The organism is Anaerophaga thermohalophila DSM 12881, from assembly GCF_000191885.1.
Taxonomy (GTDB): Bacteria; Bacteroidota; Bacteroidia; order Bacteroidales; family Marinilabiliaceae; genus Anaerophaga; species Anaerophaga thermohalophila.
In genome coordinates this window covers 20,681-36,433 of sequence record NZ_AEWI01000043.1, presented here as the reverse complement: position 1 = coordinate 36,433, position 15,753 = coordinate 20,681, and the positions used below count along the sequence as shown (strand labels likewise).

Sequence of the window (15,753 nt, the reverse complement as noted above, 5' to 3'; positions counted from 1 at the left end):
AATTAATAATAACAATCTCCCATCAGCCGGTCATTGCAAACAGCAATGGTATGGAACGATGACAATTTACTGTACCAGGGAAAAAGAAATTCTCCACATATCTGCTCCTCATAATCATCGTCGGTCAACCTTATTATCTCGCACAACATCAGACTGCCCCCGTATTTGTGCAGGCAATTCTGTGCCGGACGAAATAATTTTCCACGATATGAAAAGACCGCTCCGGCCGGACGGGCATGCCGAACATCGGAAACCACCGGATTTTTAGGGTGGGAATGCCATTCTCCGTTAATGATATCATTCGAATAGAACAAAAACAGATCCTGGTAGGAGGATGCATAATCAACCCGTTTTTTCACCGAAAAAATCCACCACTTACCATCGTGGAAAAAAGGTGTTGTATCTACCCATTGTTCATTTTCGAAAACATTCCTGACCGGCACCCAAACCAGGGGGAACTGCAATGATTTGTATATGGTCATTTTTCTTTCTTCACTGCTCTCGGGTATCATATACCAGTCGGAGCCAACTCTGAAAACAAATGGATATGACAGATGGGTGGGCTTCTCGATGATTTTTTGCGGAGCCTCAGTAAAAGACAGAGTCTCTCTGTTTAAACGAACTACCGAAATGTGTCCTTTGTCATTCACTTCTTCTTCAACAAAAAGAAACAATCCTTCATTGGAATCAGCCAGCATTGGATCTGCCCACTCTAACCCGACAGGGGGAGAAATCACTTTAGAATTAATCCGTTTCATCTCATTCAGAGCCTCTATATCCATTGTAATTAATCGCCATCGGGGAGCAAGAAATCTCTCGCGATATTTCTGAAAAAATTTCCAAAACGGATATTTGAGTATTTTCAATAACTTGCCTCTCTGAATATCAGATGATTTAGCTTTTGGTAAACCATGACTCCCGGCAAAAATCAATTGATTCAGAAGCTTTTCGATATTGAATCTTAAAAAACCGGAGTTTTTTTCAAAGCTGTAGCTGCCAACCTGAAAAAATGCATGATAACTGCAATTCGCATCTTCATCCTTTATTACAAGAGGAGAGGAAAGTGCCAAAAAGTGCCAAAGAAAAAACCAGGCACCCTCATATCCACCGGCACTTATCTTATTCCCCTTTTCCAAAAACAATCTTTTGGAAGGAAAATTGCCGGTATCCGGGATTAATTTCCGCAATTGATGTGAAACCATTCCCAAAAAGGGGGAACTGTTATCACCGGAAACTACAGGAAACAAACCGGTTATATCCACTTTACTGAAAATTTTTCTGAGTTTTGGGGGTAAAAATCTGTCTAAAACCCGACTACCGGTTTTCTGTTGCTTCGTGATGAGGAGATTTATTTCCACCTCATTTCCGGAAGAAAAATCTTTAAGCATATCTGCTACCCACCGGGCAACATATCTATTCTCAACTGCTATGAACAGACGCTTCTTCATAGACGAATAACTTCTTTGTAAATATTTTCATATCCGGCTACCATTTGACCAATAGAATATCCGGATTCAACGGTCTTTCTGCCTTCTTTCCCCATCTTAACAGCAAGTATCCTGTTGTCCAGAAGTCTGGAGATTTTTATTCCCATTTCAATAAAATTATCATGGGGCACTAAATAGCCGTTAACTCCGTCTTCTACAACCTCATTAATACCAAAAACATCCGTTGCAACCACTGGTTTCTCAAAAAGCATGTATTCCAACAGACTGTTTGAGGTTCCTTCACCATAAGAAGCCAGCACTCCCACATCAAACAAGGAGACCACCTCTTCAACATTGTGTATTTTTCCGGTGAAAAAGAAATGGCATTTTTTCTCTTCGGGAATCATGGCCTCTATCTTTTCCCTATCCGGCCCGTCACCTACTATGATGAAGAGAGTATCATTTCTTTTCTCTAATACCGACAAGGCAGCATTTACATACATAGGAAAATTTTTGCGCCAGTCGATGGTAGCTACCATACCAACAATTTTTTTATCACGGGGAATTCCAAGGCGGTTTCTTATATCCTCTGTACTATCCTGATGAACAATACGGTCAAAATTAATCCCGTTTCTTACCAATCTTTTTTTGCGCTCAGGAACCTTATATACTTTAAGGCCGATTTCCGAATTTGAGATTATTACGTCTGAAAATGGAAAGGAACATTTCACCCTGAACCATTCCGGCGAGAAAAGCTTAAGCCGGGAATTGGCAATCATCCCGTTTACAAAGGGCTTACGGTAGAACAACACATAAGGCAACGCAACAATGGCCGGCAGTCCTCCCCATGCATGAACCAAATCGGGTTCAAACTTCCGGGCTTCACGAACAAAAGAATAAAACACACCGGGATCGGAACGAAACCTGCGTTCTAAATAATATGTCTGCACGCCGGGAAGATTATATATTTCTTCATAATGAACAGAGTTCTTAAGAAAAAGTACCATTACTTCGTACTTCTTACTGGCAGAGAACACCCTTAACAACTCAACCATACGTCGTTGCTTCCCTCCATCCCTCAAACTTTCTATTATCATTAAAACCTTCATAAGTCAATTCTTTAACCGGTCAAGTAACCATTGTAAAATGGATTCGGCTCTCTTACCCCATGTAAACTCTTCACAAAATTTCTGATAAGCATTTCGTGCAATCTCTTCTCGCTTTGTTTCATCTCTTTTCAGAATATCTATAGCATCTACCCATGCATTTTCGTCTGCCGGGGCAACCAACATGGAGGAAGTATCCGATAACACCTCCCTCAAGACAGGCATATCACTTACAATAATTGCCTTCCGGGCCGACATATACTCAAATATTTTCAGTGGCGACATATATAAACTGGTAGAAAAGGCTTGCTTATTGGAAACAAACACTTCCGACTGATAAGGTGCTAAAAGTACATCGCATGCGTTACGGTATAAATGAACTTCAGAAGGAGGCAGAAAACCATAAAAAACCAAATTATCAGGGAGTTCAGGGTTTCCGGGTAAATCCTCTGCAATCCCCCCGATAATGTGAAAACCTATTTCAGGTCTCTTTTTCGCCATGGCAACAATGATTTCAACACCACGCCCTTTGTATATATTCCCAAAATATCCGGCATTAAAGCCGAAATTACCTTTTAATTCTCCTTTTTCGTCCAAAGACTTGGCGTCGGCTGCATCATGTGCGACAAATATATCTTCGGGAGGGGTTCCTTTTTCAACAAACATCTTTTTCAATGCTGAAGAAATAACCACCAGCCCAAGAAAGTTATTTACATTTGAAAAATGCTGAAAAAATGAAGAAAGCCATTTATGGGCGGAACGATCCATTATTGCATGCGATTCGAAAACAAACGGCCGGTTCAAAAGAGAAAAAAACAAAGAGGACACAGGCGAACGGGTATAAGCAATATGGGGCCGAAAAAAAAGCACTTCGAACATTGCCCTTAAAGCCATATAAAAAGCTGCCAACCTTCCGGTACCGGGACTTCTCAAAAATTTAATTTCAAAACTGTCATCAATACCATAATAATCAAACAAATGTTCAACATCAGAGTACTGCTTCGAACGAAACGCCAACAGTCTGACTTTCAGGCCTTGTTCAGAAAATGCCTTGCACATGCGCATTACATGGATACCACTGGCCTTACGACCGGGAAGATACACTTCTGATACATATAATAATTTCATATTTTTCATCCGTATATAATTTACTTAAATTATTGGTCTGATGGAACTCGCATGAAAGATTTATACATATTCTTATTGTGGAAAAACTATCTGTGTTCATTTCATCTTAAATCTTATATCTAAAAATCTGATAATCTATTAAGGCAATCTTTGTCATGCTCGTTTCATTAATATAGAATTAGTACCAAACCTTCGGCATCGCATTTTATTTTGGCAATAATGGCATTCCTTGTCATACCCGTGTCATAACTTTTTTCCTGCTTTCAGATGAATCTCCAGAGAAGCAAGACCCTGAATTATTTTACCATGATCCTGAATTCTGTCCTGATGTTCTTTCCATAATTTCAAGGGCCTGATTGCTTCCGGCAAAATTTTTCGCTGATCCAGATCGCTCAACTGGGACCATACAAGCTGTTTGAATACTTCATCATCAACAACCCGTACAGAAAAATTAAAATAATTGATGTTAGGGTCATTGCTGTTTCCAAGTCTTTTCCTGAATCCAATCCATTTCTTTCTGAACTCTAACCGCCACCCGGCTACGCCAAGAGAATATCCAAGATTGTTTTTTACAGGCAAACTGAAGAGGTCGGGCTTCCACCATTGCAGGAATTCTTTAAAGAAAAACTGATGTCGTTTTTGCGCCTCACTCAATCCCAGAAAAAACCTGATAACTTCCGGGTCATTGAAAGGAGCCCGATGCTCAAATGTTTTCAGCATGACATGAGGTGCTATATATTTGTTTTGACGATTCAATAAGTCCAGACCTTCTTCAAAAGTTAAAAAACCCTGAGCGGGTTGCGGACGGTCAAGTTTATTTTGCGCGTATGACATGCCATCAGATAACAAAGCACTGTCCTCTCCCTTCACATACCGGTTGAAATTCAAAAATTTTCTTTCTGCTTCATCGAGCGACCTGGCCAGATTGCCGCGAACATGATCCCCGGTAATCGCTTCGCCTAAAAAGCCCGACCAATGAACCCCTCCGCCAAAATCACGTTTAACCATTCTGTAAGGCGTATGAAAAAACAATAAGGTTTGATGATCCATGGCTTTCGACACGGCCAAAAGTTCCTCCAGCGAAAACTCATACTTTTCCAGGGAAATTCTGATATTATTGACGCCAACAGACCTGGCAACTTTCGCTGCTATCTCGTAGTCAAACGATCCGGGAATACCAAAAGTATAAGTAATGATGTTGGAAGCCTCACTAAACTGAAGCAGTCCACCCAAAACAGCACGACTGTCAAGACCTCCGCTTAACGGAACCACACAAACCTGACCAGGTGAAAAGGCAGCACTAAAAGATTTCAATAACTTCTGCCTGGCCGTGACAAACAGTTCCTTCTGCGACAGACCATCTTGGTCTGTCGGGAATATTTTATCAGGAAGCCGAACCGTTTGCTCCGAATAATCCATAAAGTATCCCAATTCAAGAAAGGATGATATTTTTGAGTGTATTTCCATTCTGTCAACGGATTATGTATTTGAAAGATCCCTTTTTCTTTCTGCAATAGTCAATAATTTCATCGGTAAAATCACCAAATAAGGGGCCGTTGCATTTTTGCACACGTTCAATTCCCACATCATAATTGTTTAATTCGATCAATAAACCTTGCTCCTGCTCATTTACACAAAAGTCAAATCCAATTAACCTGGAATAGTATTGAGTTTCTGCAACCTTTTTGGCTTTTCGGATCACATCTTCAAATCCCACTACCTTCTCATGTAAAGTCAGGTCAACATTTCCAACTCTCTTATAGGTTTTTCCCTCGTAATCATTAGCAATTCCATTTAGTCTTCCATCCGCAAACAACCCACACGCTTTTCCTCCCAAACTTATATTGTCTATATAATATCCTGGTTTCCCAACTCTCAACATAGAAGAGAGTATATGAACCTTTTCATCTTTTACCGACCGGTAAGTATAAATCCTCAAAGTATTCAAAGACGAAGAATTAAAGGCAGAATAGAACGGATGTTGTTGGACATATTCCTGAATCAGAAAATTGTCATTATATTCTTTGGACAGCCAGCCCAGGGTTACATGTGCATCTTCAAAAAAAAGTTTGCCGTCCCTGGATTCGAGAAGCCTGATACGTCTGCCCCCCTGAGACAAAATTGAAGGCTTAATGATAACCCGTTCATAATTAACTGCCAAAATTGAAAGAAAATCATCTATATGATAAACTGTATGATAATCACTATCTAAAAAGCGCCCATGCATTCTTCTTAGCAGAACCTTAGGTTGAAAGCTATGGTCTATCAAAAGAGAATACATGTTTTTATCGGCAAAACTGCGTGAAAACTCCACATTGTTCATAATCGGCTCAATGTGTGTAAAAAAAATACTATCCGGAACAAAATCCGATGTTTTTATCCCGGAAAAAGGTTGGTAAATCTCTAAAAATACTTTTGGAACATAATTCGAAATTCCTTTCCATCTTTTTTTAAATTCTCCTACCTCCTGCGAAGATACCCCGTCAGAAAAGGAGCTTTTGCTTTTTGAAAGATATGCGGTGACAAGACAACCGGAATAGATAAGATGATTAGATGCCAGGCGTACCATTTTTTTCAGGGCTCTGTAAAAGAAATCAAAAATCATCCGATATTTTACTAATAACTCATATTTTACTACCGTTTTCATTGTAAGTTGATTAAATCATCAAATAATCGTTTTTCTTCTGTTCTTTACAGTATGAAATCACCTCATCGGTAAATTCTCCAAAAAAGGGAAATCCATAAACCTGCATTGAAATCCCTGGATAAAAAGTATTCAATTCTATCAATCTGGGCTTTCCATAACTATCTATATTTATATCAAATGCCACGACACGACTATATGGTATTTTTGTTGCAACAAACAAAGCCAGATCATGAATATCTTTTAATCCCGGTATTTTACCCAAATCGGACAACTTAATTAATGGGTCGCCGGATATCCATTCAACTCTTCTAAAATCGTGATCAAATCCATGTAATAACCTACCATCAGGCATCACATAAAAACTTATACCTCCTGCCTTTACATTATCAACGATGCTTCCAGCCCTTCCTACTCTCAACGTAGTATGCAATACATGAGGAATTTGGTCAATCACTGACCGGTAAACATAAACTCTCAGGGTGTTGAATGAAGTCGGATTTAGCTTTTTATAGAAAGGATGCTGTTCCAAATATTCCTGAATAACATAATTATCATTGTAAATAGTATCTAATTCAGATAATTCCAGGTTGATTCTTTCATTGTTAATGCATTTCCATTCTCCATACAAATTTTTTTCAAATGATAGTACATTTTTTCCTCCCCAAGATTCTGATGCCGGTTTAATTATAATTTTCGTTAGCTTTTTCAATTCTGTCTCCAAAAAATCTTTAGGACTATTGATATTGTTGCCTTTAAAATCGAAAAAAAGACCATTTAAGTTTCTTAGGATAGTAACAGGCTCATTGTCAATACCAAAAAGTTGATAATAATTACCTTTCTGGGCATAAGCCCATCCCATCATCTTATTATTTAGAATTGGATTTACTGTGGTAAAATACACGTTAATTGGTAAAAATTTTGGTGTCTGAATATCACTCAAGGTCTTGAATAAATGTAATGAACTCATAGATAAAAAAGCAGACGCACTCCATCCAAGCCACATTTTTTTATGAGCATTAAACACCTCTTTATCAACCTTTTTTATTGGGTGAAGTTTCTTTAAAGCATTTCTATTGCTTTCATCGAATTCCAAATCGGCACGCAGGTAATACATTTTAGCTGCGGACGAACGCAATACCTTATAGGCAAAACTTACGCCTTTAGAGAGTTGTATCATCGCACTGGATTATAGTCATTAAATCACCTAAACAACATACAGAGTATTTAACTTTTCCCATTATCAAAGATCAATTCGCGAACTTCCTCCTTCAATAATCGTCGTCTACGTTTGTTTTTTTCATATGCCTGCTGAAAAACATTAAAATATCTCATGCCTCTTCTGAGGTATTTTATTCTGGAAAAAAAAGTGGAATAATTTTTTCTAAGATATTTTACTTCAGTAATTGCTCTTTCCGAAACAGTCTTTCCCATCCCGTATACCGATTTAGACTCCTCATGATTTCGATAAGCCCCCATAAAAACCGGTATATGGAAAAACCGTGTCTCTTCCAAAAAACGATGCCATAGATCCGAGTCCATCACAAAATGCAATTCCGTGTTCAACCCTCCGACTTTATGCCATATCCGTGAAGTAAAAAATGTTGTTTCCTGGGGTATACGAAGCGCAAATCCTGCCATACGTTTCGACACCGATACCGGTTCAAAAACATCCAGTATTCGTCCCTTATTATCAATAACAACCCTGTCGCCGTAAACCAACTCGTACTGCGGATATTTTTGCATAAAATGAACGGCAACACTCACCGCTTCCGGATATAGGATATCATCTGAGTTGAGCCAGTTATATATTTCGCCTGTAGCATGAGAAAACCCCTTGTTAATGGCATCGCTCTGCCCGGTGTCAGTCTCACTCACCCACCAGGACAGCCGGTTTTCGTACCTTTTGATAATATCTACGCTACCATCTGTTGAACCGCCATCCACAACAATGTATTCTATGTTCGGGTACGTTTGATTCAGTACCGAGAGCATGGTTTCTTCCAGGAAATCGGCCTGATTATATGATGGTGTTACAATGGTAACTTTAGGTAAACTCGTTTTACTCATAATTATTTTTACATTATTGACTCAAAGATTTGCTGAAGTCTTTTCCCAATGACTTCGGGTGAAAAACCGGTCTCTATTTTCTTGCGGGCATCAGACTGCATCATACGGTACTGATCGTCCGGCATTTTTACCATCCGTTCCAGGGCTTCGGCAAGCTTTTTCGTATCTGTTTCTTCTACCAGTAATCCGTTTTGCTCATGGTCTATCATATCTGAAATTCCTCCGATATTGAATGCCACAACAGGTGTTCCGCAGGCCAGTGATTCCAGAACAGTGTTGGGAAGATTATCTTCCAGTGATGGCAGTACAAATGCGGTACTTGCGGCATAATACTTTGCCAGTTCACTTTTCTCACGAATAAATCCAAGGTTTACAACCTTAAAAGGAACTTTCTCAAGTTCAGGTGATTTTTTTGCACCAAACACAAGGAAGACAAGATCATCGGCAGGAATCTTTCCTTCAAGCCTGGTAAGAGCATCAACCAGCAGGTGGGCACCTTTACGCGTATCGTGCATGGAGTTGACTGCCCCAAAAAGTAAAACTTTCTGGTCTTGTCTTATCCCTAAGGTTTCTCTGAGAGTAACAGAATTCATGGGCTTAAACACATCAAGTTCGATGCTGTAAGGACAAACTTCAATGCGTTTATCGCCAAAAAGAAGGCTCTTTTTAACCATACCGGCCATCCAGTGACTGGGACATAATACGGTAATGTCCAAATCTTTCCAGTTCTCATATTTTTGGCGCCACAAATACCGGCTCCAATCGTGCTCATGCGAATATTTTAACTTAGGGCAGTTTCCGCATCCCGTTTGAAATCCCGTACAATCGCCCGGATAATGACATCCGCCGGTAACTCCCCACATATCATGAAACACCCATACTATCGGAACTTTAAACTTACCTATCTCACGCACAGACAGAAAATCGTCGTTAATCCAGTTCAGACACAATATTTCGGGCTTCAGACGTTTTATCCTGCGGTACTGAAAGCGCGGATACATGGATACCGACCAATAACCTTCGCCGGGAATTTTCCGTCTGAACGTTTTTCGTTTCTCCTTTTTAAATAAATACTTCACCAGTTTCCGAAACGGGAAACTGTATTTTAGCTTAACATAACCATTCCCTGGCTTCTCCACATTCAGCGCAGCAAAAGCAGATTCACCACCAACACTTCTAAATGCATTAAAGTACCGGTTAGCTGCAATAGCGGCCCCTCCTTTACTTTGGTTTGTGCTTAAAAATAAAACATGCATTATAATAGATTGTTAGATTGTTAGATTATTAGATATTAGATATTAGATATTAGATATTAGATATTAGATATTAGATATTTCTTTCACCACTTCCAGTATCAAAGGCCACTGGAAGAGGATTTTTCGTTAGTCCTTTGGTTATGCCGCTTTATTTTAGCCACATAGTTTCCCTCTTTAGGAGGACCTTGTATCTCTATACCTCTGTACTCATATCCTTCCCTTCCATCACTTCCAGTGTCGGAAACCACTGGAAGGGTTCAGTCCCATGCTCACTGCTCCATGCTCATGACTAAATCACTTATCCCATATTCCCCGGGCCGTTCCGTTGATGATCTTTTTATATTGAACCGGGTGCAATACTGCACCAAAAGCCAGGCAGGCAATCGTTCCAAGGATGACACCTCCCGACCCCATCTCAAGATATTTGGCAAAAAATATCGATAACGGAATGTTTATTACCGTGATAACAATCGACATGTAGAGCTGTAAACGTATCTTCCCCACTCCATTAATGAGATATACAAAAACATTATTCCAGGTTTTTATCATAAAAAACAACATCATCAATACCGAAAGATGAAACGGAACCGCAACCATTTCCCCTATCCAGATGTCATAAACCCATCCCGAAAGTGCCAGCATAATAAGACTTCCGACTACGGAAATACCCCAAAGTATAAGCAACTGGTTGATGGATTTCCGAATCCATCTGAATTCCTTTTTTACAAAAGCCTGGGTGAATGCCGACCAGAATGGTTCAAGCACAATCATGAACAACATCTCTACAATGCCAAAATATTTTCGTGCCACGTTATAGGGAACAACATCAGCCGGACCGGTAAGCTGGGCAATGATGATATTATCGGTCGAAAACATCACAATAACCGATATCTGAACGATAAAGAACTGAATACCGATAGATGCAAGGCTCCTGAATTTTCGCCAGTCGACATATTTTACAGATGGCCTGATATGCCTGTACCTGCCCGAAAACAAAATTATAGAAGCCACAGCCTGAACCAACAAAACCGAACCACTTGACAACACACCAACAACAACCAGGTTTCCATACATGATCCGGTATTTCAGTGCAAACCATATCCCTATGAAAAACAAAACACTGGAAATGGAACGTAAAAGCTGACTTAAAGCTGGTCTTTGATCAGCCACCAAAATAATACCAACCAGTTTCAGAACAAACCGAATCGTAAAGAAAGAAAAGACAATCAAAAGGGTTGAAATAAGCATACTTTCGTAACTATCCGAAACAGCTACAATCGCAGGCCAGTCCAATGTATAAACACTGATCATCAATAAAACCAGCAAAACTGAGCTAATTATACTGATTATGGCATAAGTTGAGCTAACGTAACTTCGTGCCAAAGAGATTTCACCCTGAGCAAGAGCTTCGGCCAGTTTATTACGCAAGCCTGTCCCCAGACCAACATTAAAAAAGCCAAACCAGTTAATTATTCCTCCCAGCGTGAGCCAAACGCCGTGAAGTTCGGTGCCGAGAAACTTCAGTGTCAAAGGAAAGCGAAGATAACTGACTCCCACATCAAGTCCTCTCAGTGCAAGAAGTCCCAGAATATTCTTCTTCAATCCTTCACCTCGCTTGGTATCCGATTTCAGAAATCGCCGTTTAAGTATTTCAAACAGATTCCTCTTTTGAGTCATAATAAGATGCAAACAAATAACACAAAATGAGCCCAAACGTAAATACCCAGTAATAAACCATCGTTACGTTGGCCCACCAGAACACCATAAATCCGAAAAAACTACCATAAAATCCCGTTTTTTTGGCCACCAGCCACAACCTCCGGGTAATTAACCCCCAAAAAAGAAACGCCAGAAACGTGCCGACAAGCCCATAAGAAAACAAATGGGAAAGATATCCGACATGAATCTGGGATGAACGGTTGGCTAAGGCTACAATCACATCATCAGTGAGGTGCCGGCCCGTCCCGAAAAAAGGATTATCAGGGAAAAACCTCATAAATATTTCAAAAGCCAGAATACGGGTTCCTCCCGATTCATCAAGTAAACGTTCCTCAACATACTGAGAAACATCATATCCGATGATTTGCAGCACAACCCCCATAAATAAAACCATTACAACCAATCCGACTGCGGCGACCAGCAAATTTCTTAAAACTCTTTTCTGGTAAAATAAGACCGGGGCTGCTGCTACAAAAAATCCCAACTGTATATATCTTGAATTATTTACTACTGCAATAAAAAATGCCAGTATCAGTATTAAAACCGGTATTCTGTCACGCTCCTTGATTTCGTAACCGGTAATCAGGGCAACCATCGGTAAAAAAGACAAGCCCACGTCATTTACATCGGTAAAGCCAAAAACCGACAACCTTCTCACATGCAAAACGTTGGTTCCCCAATCGTAATGCAACATCGATTCCCGAAATTTTTCCGGCGTAAAAAAGAAAGGGTCATAAACAACTTGTAACAGCGATACTATTGCACCCAGCACAATCAGCCCTTTCATCAGCCGTACCAACACATCCATCAGCTTATCCGAAAAAGTCAGGTTATCCACGACAAACAATACGGCAACCGTTTGAAGTGTCCGATTCAGAAAAAATTCATAAAAAATTCCCTTCCGGGCAATCGTATCCTGCCACAAAACAAGGTCCCATGTTGTGTAATAAAGTGCCAGAATTATACCGGCCGACAAGTAATTCCGGAAAACTACATTCTCTGTCCCGCGGGCAATAAACAACATCAAAGCAAAAAAAACAATTGTACTACCAAATAAACGACCAAACCCCTGATCTATAGAATAATAATCCACAAAACAAATCAAAGGCGAGAGTACAAGCGCAATAAAATACCAATGGGCCCAGAAATGAAAAGAATATATATTATTATTTTCTGTAACCATACTTGTAGTTATAATATCGCCGGTTCAGCCCCATTGAAACATCATTTAATACAAGTCCTACCCTTTCGGCCTTAAACTCTTTCATATTAGAAATGGTCTTTTTCAATACATGCAGTGGTGTATATCCTGCACGAGTCACCATCAAAACAGTATCGGCCAGTGGTATAGTGGCCCTTGTATCAGCTACAATAAGCGGAGCTGAGTCAAGTACCACAAAATCGAAATGTTTCCTGACCTCTTCGAGCATCTCCCTGAATTTATCAGACTCCAATATTTCACTGGGATTGGAGGACATACTCCCTGCGGGAATAATATAAAAGCCTTCTTCTGATGAATGATAGATTACACTCTTCAGATCAATATCCCCATTCACGTAATCAACCAGTCCAGCCTTGTTCTTTAAGTCAGGTGCGTAATTTTGCACAAGACGAGGACGCCTGAGGTCAAGCTCCATAAGAAGCGTTGGTTTATTGAGACCGGCCAGCGAGCGTGAAAGAAAAAACGATGTAAATGTTTTGCCTTCCCCCTGCACGGAAGAAGAAATCAAGATGAGCTGCGATTTGCCGGAATGTGGAAGGCCACCCTTGCAAAATGCCAGTAAATTACTCCTCAAAGTCCGAATCGACTCGGCCTGAGGGGTAAACTGATTGTTGCCTGTCATTTTTTTAAGCGACCGGGTATGAAGAACCTCCCCAACATAATGAACGCCATCCATACCGGCAAAATCTTTTTCATCCTTAACCTTACCAAAAGCGTTATCGTATGCCAAAGCAGTAAACGTTGAAAAAAACAATGCCAGAAAAATGGCAAAACCTGTAATTCTTTTTGCCCTGGGGCTCACAAGTTGCGAATATGAAGGCGGATCGAACACCTCATAATCCGGCAAATTTGAAGCCCTCGCAATTTGAGCCTCAGCTTTTTTCTGCATCAGGTAAGTATAAGTTTCGTCATTGAGTCTGAAATCGCGCCGAAACGTTTGCAAATTTCTTTGTGTTTCGGGCAACTGCTTGATCTGTTGTTCTATATTGGCCAACCGTGTTTCAGCTTTTCGTAGGTTTTGCCCGGCAATGTTCAATGAATATCTGACATTCTCACGGATGGTTCGCCTCAAATTGCTGATCCTGGCTTCCACCTGACTTAGTAATGGACTTTTGGTTTGCTGGTTTTCTATCAGGCGGGTACGCTGACCGACAAGTCCAATATACTCTTCCATAAGAATGCTCAGGGAATTATTATTCAAAGCCATAATGGCCGACATGGAATACTCTGTATAATCATCATCCTGAGAAATCTGTTCTGACAAATACCGAAGGTAGTCTACCTGGGATTCATATTCCTGTTGTTGCTCTTTAACCCGCGACAACTCATTATAGAGTCGTTCAGCGCTTTGGCTAACGTCCATCACGTCGCGGGCCGACTGATAACGCTGAAGTGTACGTTCTGCCCGTCTCAAAGAATCAGAAACCGATTCAAGCAGTTTGTCGATGTAATCGATGGTAGAATTGGCAATATGGTTTTTCCGCTCAAGGTTATTTTCAATAACCGTTTCCAGAAAGGCCTGGAGAAAATCCATTCCTTTACTGGTGTTTCCCGTTCTGAAACTAACATTAATCACAGTGCCGTTAAGATTGGCAGGTTCCAGTATTAACCGGTCTTTGTAAGCAGCCACGAGCTGATCATCCGTCAATATCTGAAACTTAAACAGATTCTCATCTTCCGGTACCGCTTCTTCTTCCCAGAATATAGTAAATTTAAAATAATCACTTTCCAACGGCTTACCGAACTCTCCCACTGCCGAAAACTCAAGGTTTTCCACTTTTCTGGTAAACGACTGATTCAAAAAGTCATAAACACCTCCACTTCCTTTTTCAACAGACAAACGGTACCGGTCTTTTGACAGCACCTCCAACTGAATAGGCACCCCGACAAGCTGAGGCACTGCGCCGTCCATTACTACATTAAAAGGACTGGAATTATAGAGCTCCACATCATCAAAAAAATTAACCTTGTAATATTCCACCCGGCTGTTGAACCTGGAAATGGCTTCCCGGATGATAGGTGAAGCCTGAATGGTGAGTAAACTGTTCTCAAAATTGTTGCGTCCGGCAAATAATTCAGAACCCGGGATAAAAGATGACGGATCCTGTACGCCTCTTTCACGCACATGAACCACCAGCTTTGCACTAAGCTCATGTATGCCGGGCTTGGTCCTTATGTAAAAAAAAGCCAGCCCAATAAATAATATCAGAAAAAAAGGATATAACTTCCAATATTTTACAAGACGACGAAATACACTTCTCACATCATCGGAAACCTGGTTCTTTTGAATCATAAATCATTCCTCCTTATGTAATCAAAGATTAACAATGAAGTTGTTGCGGCAGACAGAATAAGTGAGAAAGGTACCTGGTCGATGCCCCATATCCTCCTGTTCAAGGGTTCCACATAAACAATATCTCCCGACTTGAGATAGTAAAAATCAGAAATGAACAAACGTTTATCGGTCAGGTCAACAGAGTTTTTTCTTATTCGCCCGTTACTCTCCCTTAAAATAACAACCTTTTCCCTGTCGCCATATTCCTGAATATCGCCGGCCAGGCCCAATGCCTGGAAAATATTGATGTTCTCCCCCGAATAAAAATACCGTCCCGGGTTCTCAACCATGCCGATAACTGTCACATTTTTATTTACAAATGACACCTTTACCGAAGGGGAATAAAAATAACTTTTCAACTCTTCCCGTATTTGAGCGGCTACCTCATCAACGTTTTTTCCGGCCACATGCGTCTTTCCTAACAAGGGCAGATCAATATCCCCGTTTTCATCAACCTGATAGGATATCAATGAATAATCGGTACTGGTTCTTCCGCCTATCCTTCCTTCGCCACCCGAAAGCATTTCGGGGTTTTCTTCACTGAAACTGCTGACATGGACGTACAACTCATCAAAGGTCTGCACAAGAGCCCGTTCTTGTTCATTCAGAAACTCTACACCAAGATCCTTTTTCTTACCCTCGTCCTGAACATAAACCATTCTGCGTCTGGTCATACATCCCGACAAAAGCGCCAGAATCAAACTGAATATGATTATTCTCCACATACTGTTTACCTTATGTTTTCAAGCAAAATTAGAGCAAGTAAAAGGAGAATGTCAATTTGTTTTTTATCGACGGTTCTCGCTAAACACTCCCGAAAACATGAATAAAAGTGTATCAACATCT

Annotated in this window: 12 protein-coding genes; all 12 read right to left on the bottom strand. The window is 40.4% G+C overall.

Annotated elements, in window-relative coordinates:
* Positions 1-2: 2 nt before the first annotated feature.
* Positions 3-1,448 carry a glucosamine inositolphosphorylceramide transferase family protein gene (locus ATH1_RS0112480; RefSeq protein WP_010422313.1) on the bottom strand — a complete coding sequence of 482 codons (1,446 nt, stop codon included), beginning with the start codon at positions 1,446-1,448 and terminating at the stop codon, positions 3-5.
* Positions 1,445-2,536: a glycosyltransferase gene (locus tag ATH1_RS0112475; protein ID WP_010422310.1), complete on the bottom strand. Its 1,092-nt coding sequence runs from the start codon at positions 2,534-2,536 to the stop codon at positions 1,445-1,447. Before ATH1_RS0112475 ends, ATH1_RS0112480 begins: the two co-directional genes overlap by 4 nt.
* Positions 2,537-2,539: 3 nt before the next feature.
* Positions 2,540-3,670 carry a glycosyltransferase gene (locus tag ATH1_RS0112470; RefSeq protein ID WP_139035398.1) on the bottom strand — a complete coding sequence of 377 codons (1,131 nt, stop codon included), beginning with the start codon at positions 3,668-3,670 and terminating at the stop codon, positions 2,540-2,542.
* A 234-nt stretch (positions 3,671-3,904) separates the two neighbouring features.
* Complete coding sequence (locus tag ATH1_RS0112465; protein WP_010422305.1) at positions 3,905-5,128, bottom strand: asparagine synthase-related protein; 1,224 nt, start codon at positions 5,126-5,128, stop codon at positions 3,905-3,907.
* A gap of 4 nt (positions 5,129-5,132) precedes the next feature.
* On the bottom strand, positions 5,133-6,308 hold the full coding sequence (locus ATH1_RS0112460; RefSeq protein ID WP_044115243.1) for a sugar-transfer associated ATP-grasp domain-containing protein: 1,176 nt from the start codon (positions 6,306-6,308) through the stop codon (positions 5,133-5,135).
* A 10-nt stretch (positions 6,309-6,318) separates the two neighbouring features.
* Positions 6,319-7,485 carry a sugar-transfer associated ATP-grasp domain-containing protein gene (locus ATH1_RS0112455; RefSeq protein ID WP_010422299.1) on the bottom strand — a complete coding sequence of 389 codons (1,167 nt, stop codon included), beginning with the start codon at positions 7,483-7,485 and terminating at the stop codon, positions 6,319-6,321.
* Positions 7,486-7,532: 47 nt separating this feature from the next.
* Positions 7,533-8,375 carry a glycosyltransferase family 2 protein gene (locus ATH1_RS0112450; RefSeq protein ID WP_010422297.1) on the bottom strand — a complete coding sequence of 281 codons (843 nt, stop codon included), beginning with the start codon at positions 8,373-8,375 and terminating at the stop codon, positions 7,533-7,535.
* Between the two features lie 8 nt (positions 8,376-8,383).
* Positions 8,384-9,631 (bottom strand): glycosyltransferase, encoded by a 1,248-nt coding sequence (locus ATH1_RS0112445; RefSeq protein ID WP_010422294.1) that lies wholly within the window; start codon positions 9,629-9,631, stop codon positions 8,384-8,386.
* Positions 9,632-9,925: 294 nt separating this feature from the next.
* Positions 9,926-11,308 (bottom strand): MATE family efflux transporter, encoded by a 1,383-nt coding sequence (locus ATH1_RS0112440; RefSeq protein WP_010422291.1) that lies wholly within the window; start codon positions 11,306-11,308, stop codon positions 9,926-9,928.
* Positions 11,283-12,533: an O-antigen ligase family protein gene (locus ATH1_RS0112435; RefSeq protein WP_010422289.1), complete on the bottom strand. Its 1,251-nt coding sequence runs from the start codon at positions 12,531-12,533 to the stop codon at positions 11,283-11,285. The genes ATH1_RS0112440 and ATH1_RS0112435 overlap by 26 nt, the downstream gene beginning before the upstream one ends.
* Entirely contained in the window at positions 12,517-14,865 is a 2,349-nt protein-coding gene (locus ATH1_RS0112430; RefSeq protein WP_010422286.1) for a GumC family protein, read from the bottom strand. The genes ATH1_RS0112435 and ATH1_RS0112430 overlap by 17 nt, the downstream gene beginning before the upstream one ends.
* Complete coding sequence (locus tag ATH1_RS0112425) at positions 14,862-15,632, bottom strand: polysaccharide biosynthesis/export family protein (RefSeq protein ID WP_010422281.1); 771 nt, start codon at positions 15,630-15,632, stop codon at positions 14,862-14,864. Before ATH1_RS0112425 ends, ATH1_RS0112430 begins: the two co-directional genes overlap by 4 nt.
* Between the last annotated feature and the right edge of the window lie 121 nt (positions 15,633-15,753).

Coding starts and splice junctions, on each gene's coding strand:
- ATH1_RS0112480 (WP_010422313.1), bottom strand. CDS start 1,448: ATGAAGAAGCGTCTGTTCATAGCAGTTGAGAATAGATATGTTGCCCGG.
- ATH1_RS0112475 (WP_010422310.1), bottom strand. CDS start 2,536: ATGAAGGTTTTAATGATAATAGAAAGTTTGAGGGATGGAGGGAAGCAA.
- ATH1_RS0112470 (WP_139035398.1), bottom strand. CDS start 3,670: ATGAAAAATATGAAATTATTATATGTATCAGAAGTGTATCTTCCCGGT.
- ATH1_RS0112465 (WP_010422305.1), bottom strand. CDS start 5,128: ATGGAAATACACTCAAAAATATCATCCTTTCTTGAATTGGGATACTTT.
- ATH1_RS0112460 (WP_044115243.1), bottom strand. CDS start 6,308: ATGAAAACGGTAGTAAAATATGAGTTATTAGTAAAATATCGGATGATT.
- ATH1_RS0112455 (WP_010422299.1), bottom strand. CDS start 7,485: ATGATACAACTCTCTAAAGGCGTAAGTTTTGCCTATAAGGTATTGCGT.
- ATH1_RS0112450 (WP_010422297.1), bottom strand. CDS start 8,375: ATGAGTAAAACGAGTTTACCTAAAGTTACCATTGTAACACCATCATAT.
- ATH1_RS0112445 (WP_010422294.1), bottom strand. CDS start 9,631: ATGCATGTTTTATTTTTAAGCACAAACCAAAGTAAAGGAGGGGCCGCT.
- ATH1_RS0112440 (WP_010422291.1), bottom strand. CDS start 11,308: ATGACTCAAAAGAGGAATCTGTTTGAAATACTTAAACGGCGATTTCTG.
- ATH1_RS0112435 (WP_010422289.1), bottom strand. CDS start 12,533: ATGGTTACAGAAAATAATAATATATATTCTTTTCATTTCTGGGCCCAT.
- ATH1_RS0112430 (WP_010422286.1), bottom strand. CDS start 14,865: ATGATTCAAAAGAACCAGGTTTCCGATGATGTGAGAAGTGTATTTCGT.
- ATH1_RS0112425 (WP_010422281.1), bottom strand. CDS start 15,632: ATGTGGAGAATAATCATATTCAGTTTGATTCTGGCGCTTTTGTCGGGA.